The sequence below is a fragment of the Vibrio sp. V43_P6S15P86 genome (genome assembly GCF_009904725.1).
Lineage (GTDB): Bacteria > Pseudomonadota > Gammaproteobacteria > Enterobacterales > Vibrionaceae > Vibrio > Vibrio diabolicus.
In genome coordinates this window covers 1-11,172 of the sequence record NZ_WXWT01000370.1, presented here as the reverse complement: position 1 = coordinate 11,172, position 11,172 = coordinate 1, and the positions used below count along the sequence as shown (strand labels likewise).

The 11,172-nt window shown below is 44.9% G+C and carries 8 protein-coding genes; 4 read left to right on the top strand and 4 right to left on the bottom strand.

The window, feature by feature from the left end; translation table 11 throughout:
• Position 1 precedes the first annotated feature (1 nt).
• From CAG69_RS16835 to CAG69_RS16820, 4 genes are all read left to right on the top strand, one after another.
• Positions 2-1,033, top strand: a complete 1,032-nt coding sequence (locus tag CAG69_RS16835; protein ID WP_161445271.1) for an efflux RND transporter periplasmic adaptor subunit — start codon at positions 2-4, stop codon at positions 1,031-1,033.
• Position 1,034: 1 nt separating this feature from the next.
• Positions 1,035-2,132: an efflux RND transporter periplasmic adaptor subunit gene (locus CAG69_RS16830; protein ID WP_104969286.1), complete on the top strand. Its 1,098-nt coding sequence runs from the start codon at positions 1,035-1,037 to the stop codon at positions 2,130-2,132.
• Complete coding sequence (vmeI, locus tag CAG69_RS16825) at positions 2,129-5,239, top strand: efflux RND transporter permease subunit VmeI (RefSeq protein WP_161445270.1); 3,111 nt, start codon at positions 2,129-2,131, stop codon at positions 5,237-5,239. The genes CAG69_RS16830 and vmeI overlap by 4 nt, the downstream gene beginning before the upstream one ends.
• A 72-nt stretch (positions 5,240-5,311) precedes the next feature.
• A complete protein-coding gene (locus tag CAG69_RS16820; protein WP_005378109.1) occupies positions 5,312-5,878 on the top strand; it encodes a DNA-3-methyladenine glycosylase I in 567 nt (188 codons plus the stop codon).
• Positions 5,879-5,903: 25 nt separating this feature from the next.
• Here CAG69_RS16820 and CAG69_RS16815 read toward each other — a convergent pair whose 3' ends face one another.
• From CAG69_RS16815 to cls, 4 genes are all read right to left on the bottom strand, one after another.
• The gene (locus tag CAG69_RS16815) at positions 5,904-6,764 is read right to left on the bottom strand and encodes a lipase secretion chaperone (protein WP_161445268.1); all 861 of its coding nucleotides are present in this window, start codon (positions 6,762-6,764) and stop codon (positions 5,904-5,906) included.
• Between the two features lie 12 nt (positions 6,765-6,776).
• Positions 6,777-7,706, bottom strand: a complete 930-nt coding sequence (locus tag CAG69_RS16810; protein ID WP_025998621.1) for an esterase/lipase family protein — start codon at positions 7,704-7,706, stop codon at positions 6,777-6,779.
• A gap of 221 nt (positions 7,707-7,927) precedes the next feature.
• Positions 7,928-9,136 carry a cystathionine beta-lyase gene (locus CAG69_RS16805; protein WP_161445266.1) on the bottom strand — a complete coding sequence of 403 codons (1,209 nt, stop codon included), beginning with the start codon at positions 9,134-9,136 and terminating at the stop codon, positions 7,928-7,930.
• Positions 9,137-9,377: 241 nt separating this feature from the next.
• Positions 9,378-10,832, bottom strand: coding sequence for a cardiolipin synthase (gene cls, locus CAG69_RS16800; protein WP_005393277.1), 1,455 nt, complete (start codon positions 10,830-10,832; stop codon positions 9,378-9,380).
• Positions 10,833-11,172 lie beyond the last annotated feature (340 nt).

Genomic DNA, 11,172 nt, shown 5'->3' with positions numbered 1-11,172 from the left:
AATGAGAAGATTGCTCATTCCTGTCGCCATCTCGGCTGTGTTGTCGGGATGTGGTAAAGAACTTCCCCCTGTTCCAGAACCAGAATCCCGCCCCGCGAAGCTATTTACAGTATCTGTTGGCAATGCCCAATTTGAACGACACTTTCCTGCCACGACGGAAGCTGGTGATAAAGCGGTACTGACGTTTCGAGTTCCTGGACTTCTTCAAACGATTGAGGTGAATGAAGGCCAAGTCGTCAGCAAAGGCGATGTATTGGCTTCATTAAATCCTGATGAGTATTCTCTGCTTGAACAGCAAGCTCGGGCAAATTTCGCGCTCGCAGACGTGCAGTACAAGCGATACCAAAAGTTACGCAAAGACCAAGTGGTGTCCGAACAAGACTTTGATGAGGCAAAAGCGAATCACAATTCAGCAAAAGCTCAGTGGAATCAAGCAAAGGCAAATTTAAGGTATACCAAACTTGTCGCGCCATATGATGGTACGATTTCGTATATTCCAGCAGAAAACCATGAGTATGTTGCCGCAAAAGAAGGCGTGATGAATATCCAATCCAACCAACTGCTTAAGGTGATATTCCAAGTCCCTGACTATCTGCTAAACCGTTACACGCAGGGGAGCGATGTCTCTGCCAGAATGGTATTTGACGCTTTCCCCGAGCAGTCATTTGACTTGACCTTTCAAGAAATCGATACAGAAGCCGATCCTAAAACCGGTAGTTACAAAGTCACTATGGTTATGGAGCGACCATCAGAAATAGGCCTTTTACCGGGCATGTCTGGTAATGCTTACCTCCTATCTAAAAATGCTGGTGCAACAAAAATTCCTAATTCCGCGCTGCTAGAAGAGAACGGCAAAACATACGTTTGGCGTGTTGATGAGCAAGGCATTGTGTCCAAAGCCGCTATTGAGATGAATGACAAAAACCAAGTGTTAGCAGGGCTTAACGATGGCGATCAAATCATTATCTCTGATGTTAGTGTAATTGAACCCGGAATTAAGGTAAGAGCCTGGATTAAGGAAAGAGGGTTGTAATATGAAAGGAATCATCTCTCTAGCGGCATTATTTTCAACGTTTCTTCTTGTTGGTTGTGGCGATAAGGCACCAGAAAAAGCTCTTGAGACACCGCGTGTAAGAGTTACCTCATTAGCGGGAAACAAGGTGGATGACAACCTATATTTCCCTGCGGTTGCGAATGCAGCGGATCGCTCTCATTTGAGTTTCCGAGTGGCAGGAGAAGTCAGCCGCATCATGGTAAAAGAGGGCGATAAAGTCACGAAGGGTGATGTTATCGCAACGTTGGACCCTACGGACTATGAGTTGGATGTAGATAATGCGAGTGCGCGTTTTTCTGTTGTTGACAGTCAGTATCGCCGTTCACGTCCTTTGGTTGATAAAGGCCTATTAGCTAAGTCTCAGTTTGATGAAATTGCAGCACAACGACAAATCGCTCTGGCTGAGCTTAAGTTAGCGAAACTCCGTTTATCATTTACTACCTTAAAAGCGCCTGTGGATGGGATCATTTCGCGAGTTAATATCGAGCAATTCGAAAATGTCCAAGTCGGACAGCATATCGTCAATATTCATAGTTTGGAGCGAGTAGAGGTGCTGATTCAACTTCCAGACCGGCTCTATGTGAACCAACCGCCAACGGAAGAAAGACTTACCGCGATAAAAGCATTGGTGCGCGTGCCTAGTGGTAACGAGTACAACGCGACCGTGAAAGAATTTACGACTGAGCCAGACCCAACAACAGGCACGTTTACCGTCACATTATCGCTTCCTATGCCGGAAGAAGAATACATCCTAGATGGGATGGCAGTTGAAGTGACCTCCAAAGATAAGAACGTTGGCTTGGATCTCAATTTAGGAATTAATGTTCCTATTGAAGCCATTTTTAACGCGGACGGTGACGAGCTGGGGCGCGAAAACAAATTTGTTTGGGTACTGAATGATGACAACACGGTATCGCGCAGACAGGTGCGAGCAGGTAAGGCATCTAAAACGTCCATTCAAATCCTTGATGGTCTCATGCTCAAAGACAAAGTTGTGATTGCCGGTGTTTCTCGGTTAAGGGATGGCATGAAAGTGGAAGTGATACAGGAAATGGCTACGCAGGAGGCCGGTCTATGAGCGATCTTAATAAATCAGCGCCTCAAAGTGATGATGATGTGACCGGTATTGCTGCGTACTTCATCCGAAATCGTGTCATCAGTTGGATGGTCGCACTGATCTTTTTGATTGGTGGTATCGCTGCATTCTTTGGGTTAGGGCGTCTTGAAGACCCTGCTTTTACCATCAAAGATGCCATGGTGGTGACCTCTTATCCTGGTGCGACGCCGCAACAAGTCGAAGAAGAAGTGACTTATCCGATCGAAAAAGCGATTCAGCAGCTTACTTATGTTGATGAAGTGAATTCGATTTCTAGCCGAGGATTATCGCAAATCACGGTCACGATGAAGAACAATTATGGCCCTGATGATCTACCACAAATTTGGGATGAGTTACGCCGTAAAGTGAATGACCTTAAAGGGACGTTGCCTCCGGGTGTGAATGAACCTCAAGTGATCGATGATTTTGGTGATGTTTACGGGATTTTGTTAGCGGTGACTGGCGACGGTTATAGCTACAAAGAGCTACTGGATTACGTCGATTACTTACGCCGAGAGCTCGAACTGGTTGATGGAGTGAGCAAAGTTTCGGTATCCGGGCAGCAGCAAGAGCAAGTTTTCATCGAAGTATCGATGAAAAAGCTGAGCAGTATAGGACTTTCTCCCGATACGGTCTTTAATCTTCTCTCGACGCAAAACGTGGTTTCTGACGCAGGGGCGATCAAAATTGGTGAAGAGTACATCAGAATTCAGCCGACTGGCGAATTCCAGAGTGTGGATGAGCTAGGCGATTTGTTGATTACTGAGTCGGGAGCTCAGGGGCTCATCTTCTTGAAAGATGTGGCGGAAATAAAACGTGGGTATGTAGAAGTACCGAGTAATATTATTAATTTTAACGGCAGCCTCGCACTGAACGTGGGTGTTTCTTTTGCTGAAGGTGTCAACGTCGTTGAAGTCGGAAAAGCATTTGATCATCGCCTTGCCGAGCTAAAGTACCAACAACCTGTCGGTATCGAAATTTCCGAAATTTACAGTCAGCCTAAAGAGGTGGATAAATCGGTTAGCGGTTTTGTTGTCAGCTTGGCTCAAGCCGTCGGTATCGTCATTATCGTACTTCTGTTCTTTATGGGGCTACGTTCAGGTCTGCTTATCGGTTTAATTTTACTGCTGACGGTGTTGGGTACGTTCATTTTCATGAAGTACCTCGCGATAGATTTGCAGCGGATTTCATTAGGTGCCTTGGTTATCGCGTTAGGTATGTTGGTGGACAATGCAATCGTCGTGGTTGAAGGGATTTTGATTGGTACTCAAAAAGGACGAACTCGACTCCAAGCCGCGACTGACATTGTTACCCAAACCAAGTGGCCATTACTTGGGGCAACTGTGATTGCGGTAACTGCATTTGCGCCCATTGGACTGTCTGAAGACTCGACGGGTGAATACTGTGGCACTTTGTTTACGGTTCTGCTGATCTCATTGATGTTGAGTTGGTTTACCGCTATCTCGTTGACACCATTCTTTGCTGACATCTTCTTTAAAGGCCAGAAGATTAAACAAGGTGAAGGGGAAGAAAATGATCCATATAACGGGGTTATTTTCGTTATTTATAAAAAGTTTCTCCAGTTCTGTATGCGCCGTGCTTGGTTTACCGTTGTGGTGCTGATTGCGGGATTAGCGGCAAGTGTTTATGGATTTACTTTTGTGAAGCAAGCGTTTTTCCCATCGTCGACAACGCCTATTTTTCAGTTAGATGTATGGATGCCGGAAGGAACTGATATTCGTGCCACCAACACAACGCTTAAAGAGCTAGAAAGTTGGTTAGCCAAGCAAGAGCATGTCGACCATATCACGACGACCGCGGGTAAAGGCTTACAGCGCTTTATGCTAACGTACGCGCCAGAGAAAAGTTATGCGGCTTATGGTGAGATAACCACTCGTATGGAAAATTACGAAGCGTTAAAACCATTAATGGCGAAGTTTCGAGAGTATTTAAAAGCCAACTACCCAGAAATCAATTACAAGCTCAAACAGATTGAGTTAGGCCCTGGTGGTGGTGCAAAAATTGAAGCGCGCATTATTGGCTCAGATCCAACCGTCCTTCGTACGATAGCCGCTCAGGTCAAGGACATCATGTACGCCGATCCTCAGGCAACAAATATCAGGCATGATTGGCGTGAACGAACCCAAGTTCTTGAACCTCAGTTTAACGAGAGTCAGGCACGTCGCTATGGCATTACCAAATCGGACGTCGATGACTTCTTGTCCATGTCATTCTCTGGAATGACAATAGGCCTCTACCGAGACGGCACGACGCTCATGCCTATCGTGGCTCGTTTACCTGAAGATGAACGCATTGATATTCGTAACATTGAAGGCATGAAAATATGGAGTCCAGCACAGAGTGAGTTTATCCCACTTCAACAAGTCACAATGGGTTACGACATGCGTTGGGAGGATCCTATCATCGTACGTAAGAACCGTAAGCGTATGCTCACTGTGATGGCAGACCCTGATATTCTAGGTGAAGAAACCGCATCGACGTTGCAAAAACGTTTACAGCCCCAAATTGAAGCGATTCAAATGCCTCCTGGCTATTCACTAGAATGGGGTGGTGAGTACGAATCTTCAGGTGATGCTCAAGAGTCGCTGTTTACTACCATGCCAATGGGGTACTTGTTCATGTTCTTGATCACCGTATTCCTATTTAACTCTATCAAAGAGCCACTCATTGTTTGGCTTACCGTGCCGCTGGCGTTAATTGGTGTCACCACCGGTTTGTTGGCACTCAACACGCCGTTTGGTTTTATGGCATTGCTCGGCTTCTTAAGCTTATCGGGAATGGTGCTCAAAAATGGCATCGTATTACTGGACCAAATTGAAATAGAAATGAAATCGGGTAAAGAGGCTTACGATGCGGTCGTTGATGCTGCGGTAAGCCGTGTTCGTCCTGTGTGTATGGCTGCAATCACGACGATCCTTGGTATGATCCCACTGTTGCCAGATATTTTCTTCAAACCAATGGCGGTTACGATTATGTTTGGTTTGGGCTTTGCGACAGTCCTGACACTGATTGTCGTGCCAGTGTTGTATCGTTTGTTCCATAAAGTGGCAGTACCGAAACAGGCTTAGTGCTACTGATATAACGATGAAAAATATCGCGCCTCTAGCTCATCAGTTAGAGGCGCTTTTTAAGGAAGAATAATGACAGAACAAAAAACGTGTGCGTGGGCGATGAATCACCCATTAGAGCGCGAATATCATGATTCCGAATGGGGCGTGCCAGTATATGACGACCAAGTCCTGTTTGAATTTATTACGTTGGAAGGTGCACAAGCTGGGCTTAGTTGGATCACCATTCTTAAAAAGCGCGAAGGATATAGAGAAGCGTTCGAGAACTACGACCTAGATGCGTTGGAACAAAGAAATGAAGAACGCGCTGAATACATCGTGGAAAACTTCGATGTTGTAAGGCATCGCGGAAAGATTAACTCGGTTTTCAGTAATGCCAAGGCGGCAAAAGCGTTAATTGCTGAATACGGAAGTTTATCAGACGCGTTGTGGCAGTTCGTGGATGGCGAACCAATCGTCAATCAATGGCAGCATATGAGTGACGTACCAGCTTCGACAGAGCAATCCAAAGCCATGAGTAAGTTCCTAAAAAAGAAAGGCTTCAAGTTTGTCGGTGAAACCATCTGTTATGCTTTCATGCAAGCCGTCGGCATGGTGGATGACCATATCGTTGGATGTCCTAAAAAGCAGAATAAGTAACGTTTGGCTTGTTCAGTTTATATCGTTAATTCTGGCTATCATGGATACGTTCCAAAGCTTCGATTCGACGCCATTGAGCTGCATCGAAGCTTTGTTTTCTTAAAGCAATGATTTCTGCCTGTTTTTCATCTTGCCCTAGAAAATCCCTATTCAGAATATCTTGACGCTGTTTTAAGTAAGTGGCGAGTTGAGTCTCAAATGATGCTCTTTGCTCATCAAGCTTTTGCAGCCTTTGCGCTCCAGCGTCTCCCACCAGTGCAACACGGGCGATGTACTTATCTTGTGAATCAAGCTGAGAAGCTCGCTCGAGTTGCTCCGTTAATGCGTTATTGCGTTCACTCTCTCGGATGTAATCCGGTTGTTCTGATAACGCTTGATTGAGAAGGTGTGTTTGACTCTCGATATCCGATGCCTGTTTTTTAATCGTCAGCTTTTCCAATGCAAGTTGGCGAAGTCGGTTTTCTTCGTCAAACAATTGAGCTATCTGGACCTCGCTAAAGTATTGAAGTTGTAAATTCAGTATCGCTTCATTCAGCATGGTTAACTGTTCAAGCATTAGTTGGTTATGCTCAAAAGGCTCCAATGCAGAGAGCGCTTGCTTGTAGGAAAGGTAGGTCTGGAAGAGTTTGGCATCAATATTCAGTGTTTGTTTTGCTAAAGTGTCATCATTGACTTCCGCTTTGATCGTATCGAGATCTTCCTCGCCCAGTCGGCTAAGAGAATATTCGAAGAAGTCTTTTGGGGAAGAGACATCGGCGGCTATATCTTGCTGAGATTGCGAATGGTTAGAGGTTGTCTCTTGTTGTTTGTCGCTTTGCAACAGAGAAAGCGCTCCCACGCCAAATATCGAGAGCAGGATAAAAGTGGTGAGAGCGACTTTCTTCATTGTGATGACCTCTTATAAACCTTGAAGTTTGAGACGATTTGCATGTTGGCGATAAAGCGTGACTGGATCGGTTTCAAAAAGATGATGAATACCGAGTAGGCCGTTAATTTCATCCAAATGGTTCATTTGATAATCATCACGTATGACTTTGCCCAAATGTGTGCTGCACGCACCAACTAAGCCATCATTCGGCCCATCAAAGGCTAAGCCAAGTACCATCATGGCAGCGTCAGTCGGATCGAAAACGTTTGTAAAAGTGGATGATCCGGTCCATGAGTAGTAATAAACGCCATTTGAAGCTAGCAAGTCGCCATTACCACATTCGCTAGTAGGCACTCCCTCTGGGTAGTGCTGGTTAAACGCTAATGAGCCTTCCGTGGTCAAGGCTGCTAATGAGGCTAAAGGGTCTTGGTCGAGATCAGAACCGCCTGATAGAAGATTAATAAGAGTGGTTAAGCCTTGCGCCAGTTTTACCGCGAGCTGCTCACTACCAGAACCCTCAGATACGGTGCCACGAACTAAATCTGCCACTTTAGACCCTTTATTAACGCCACCGATACTCGTAACTGATGCGACTAGGTCAGGACGGACAGAGGCAACATAGCGCGTTGTGGGACCACCATGACTGTGACCAATGAGATTGACTTTCTCTGCGCCTGTTGCTGCTAGTAAGGTTTCTACTTGAGCAAGCAGCTGCTCCCCTCGAACTTCGCTGCTGTTGGTCGCGGATACCTGCGCTACATAAACTTTAGCGCCGTCTTTCGTTAAGGAATGTGGTATTCCGAAAAAGTAATCTACGCCTGCGAGGGTATCAAAACCAAATAATCCATGAACCAGAACAATCGGATACTTGGTTTGGGTATAACCCGTTGCGGCGTGTACGGAGGTTATTGGGACGGTAATTAAGGTAAAAAGCATTAGTGCTATGAATTTGAGTTTCAAAACTATCTCCTTGTGGTATGACCTCTTATGAATGATAAAAAGTAGGAGAGAAACTCTAAATTTGGAAAGCCTATTTGTGGCGCATTATTTCATTCTGTGACTGCTCAATTGAAAAACAACACAAATGATTAACATTAACGAATGGGTGGTGGGAATGTTAGGTAATTCTAATTAAGTCAGCGAGTTATAAAGACGCCCCGCGAAGCAGGGCGATTCAATTACTATTTTAGAGAGACTTCTTTTTCTAAAATTAACGCGTTATAGCGTGCAAAACCAGCCTCTAGATCGGCGATCAAGTCATCCACGTCTTCTAAGCCAATATGAATACGAACTAAAGTGCCCTCAAAGTGTGGGTGCGCTACGGTTCTCAAGCTGTTAAAGCTCTTTGGTTCGTTAGCTAGAATGAGGCTTTCATACCCGCCCCAAGAATAACCCATACTGAAGTGTTTCATACCGTCAAGTAGAGCCGTCGTCGCTTTTGGATAAGACGTTTTGAGAACAAATGAAAACAAGCCGTTTCCACCAGTGAAGTCACGTTTGAAAAACTCATGGCCAGGGCACGATTCCAATGCTGGGTGGCGGACATGATCAACTTCCGGACGAGAAGCTAGCCACTTGGCGACTTTCAAGCTACTTTCTGCGTGTTGTCTTAGGCGAACATCCAGCGTGCGAATACCACGAAGGCCTAGGTATGCGTCGTCAGGAGAAACGCACTGACCCATCAAGTAGCTTTGTTCACGCAGTTGGGGCCAGTATTTTTCGGAAGCTACGGCTGTACCTAACATTACATCAGAGTGACCAACTATGTATTTGGTGGCGGCTTGAATGGAAATATCGACACCATGTTCAAATGGTGAGAAGTTCACGCCAGCTCCCCATGTGTTATCAAGCATCACAATAATATCGTGCTCGTGAGCAATGCGCGCCAATGTTGGTACATCCTGCACCTCCATTGTGACTGACCCCGGAGATTCTAGGAAAAGGACTTTGGTATTTGGTTGAATCAAATCACGAATACCTTCGCCGATCATCGGATCATAATAGGTAGTTTCGATGCCCATTTTCTTCATGATGGTATTACAAAAATCACGAGTTGGTTCGTAACAAGTGTCCACCATCAGAATGTGATCGCCAGTTTCGACGAAAGAAAGAATCGCATTTGAAATTGCTGCCGTGCCACAAGGGTAGAGAGCACAACCTGAGCCACCTTCAATCTCAACCATTGCATCTTGAAAAGCGAAGTGCGTGTTGGTGCCACGGCGACCATAAAATAATGTTTTATTGGTGCGGCTCATGGTGGCTTGGTTCTTCTCTGCAACCGTGTTGAATACCACGGTTGAAGCGCGTTGAACGGGTGGGTTTACAACACCGTTTGTCCACTTTTTATCGCGGCCAGCGGTAATGAGCTTGGTTTTTTTGCCCTCTGACATAAAAGTTCCCTGTCTTAAATATTACGATTTTGATTATTTAAAACATGGACGACATAACGTTTGCAAGGGAAAAGTCAACTATCACCCAATAATAGCCGAGATTATCGAGTGAAGGCGTCAAAGCTGAAAGGTTGAGTTGTAGTATTAGAGTGTATCGCTAAGGTGGAAAACGTAAGTAGAACAAACCTCCAGCAAGATGTTTGAAGCGCTGGAGGTTTTTTTAGTCGGTGTATTTGAGGTATTAGAGGAGTGGATTGAAGAGATAGAACACTCGCTCTAAGAATCGAGAAAATAGGCTTCTTTTCTCCCATTCTTCCAATACAACAGTGTGAGATTGCTTAATATAGCTATCTTGTAACCAAGACATTTGCTTCGTGAACTCTTCGTCGTCAACGGCGAGGGTAACTTCGAAGTTTAGCCACAAGCTGCGCATATCCATGTTTACGGTGCCAACTAAACAGAATTGGTCGTCAATTACGACGGATTTCGTATGCAGCAAACCACCATAAAACTCATAGATTTTGACTCCTGCACACAAAAGCTCACTATAAAACGCGCGTGATGCCCATTGCACCATCATCGAGTCATTTTTATGTGGAATAATGAGTTCAACATCAATGCCTCGTTGTGCTGTCATCTTTAACGTTTCAAGTAAGTCTGCATTGGGCACGAAATATGGTGTTGTAATTCGTACCGAGCGATTGGCTTGGTTGATTGCCAATGTTAATACTTGATAGATCAGATATTCCGGCATACCAGGGCCAGAAGGCACAACCTGAATAGGGTGTTGGAATTCACTCTCATCGATCTTGCATTCAGGTAGTCTCGGTAAATGACGTTCGCCAGTTTCGACTTCCCAATCCCAACAGTGGATAGCACTCAATACGTTTACCGTTGGTCCCGTAATGCGAACCATGATGTCCACCCAATGCCCGACGCCACTGTTTTGCTTGAAGTAAGCCGGGTCAACCAAGTTCATTGAACCTGTATAAGCAATTTCATCATCAATTACGATGATCTTGCGATGTTGGCGAAGATCAAGACGACGTAAGAAAATACGCCACATCTTCACTTCTAGCGCTTGAATAACTTCAATTCCAGCATCCTGCATCATTCGATACCAAGGACTTCTGAAAAAACGTGGACTACCTGCTGAATCGAGCAATAGTTTGACATCTACGCCGCGTTTAGCCGCTTGGATAAGTGCAGAAGCGACAGAGTCAGCCAAACCACCTGGATGCCAAATGTAGAATACCATTCGAATACTGCTCTGCGCGTTTTCGATGTCTTCAATAATGGAATGCAAAATCTCATTAGGTGACTGTTGCAGCGACAATGTATTACCGCTCAATGCGGGAAGACCAAGGCGGTTGTTACAAAGTTCATCAATTCGGTAGATGTGCCTTCCCATCGTTTCTGGGTTGTGCGCGTTACAGTCGTTCAACTGACTGAACCACTTCTCGAATGGTGTAAACATCTCTTTTGCGCGTTCGGCCCGTTTTCTGCCTAAGTTCAGTTCACCGAAGAGGAAATAACACGCGACACCCAGAACGGGAAGGATATAAATGATCATTAGCCAAGCTAAAGACACGCTCACTGCACGGCGCTTTAAAACGACACGAATAGTCACACCTGCGACCAGTAACCAATATAGCCCGATGCCAGCTAAAGTAAGAAAGTGATAAAACTTGTCCATATACGCTCAGAGTAATATGCCCTTCTAGGATATTAAGCATAAAAGTGGGTTGGGGGAATAGATTTCCCATTTAGACGTGGGATTGACCTTATATGAGGAACGAATTTCATAACAGCTGATTCTGTTATTTTAATGTAAAAAATAAGGCCATTCTTTAACTTTTGAACAAAAAAGCAGCATTTAACCTGCGTAACTCGACACTTGTGCGATAAATGTACTTTTTTGGGGTTCCAATTTTAAAGGGGAGCTGCTTTACTTTCTAGACATAGTGCGTCGAACGCTTATTTTATAAGTGTACAATAATTTTTACATAAACTTTTTAGACGCCTATCTCTATGCA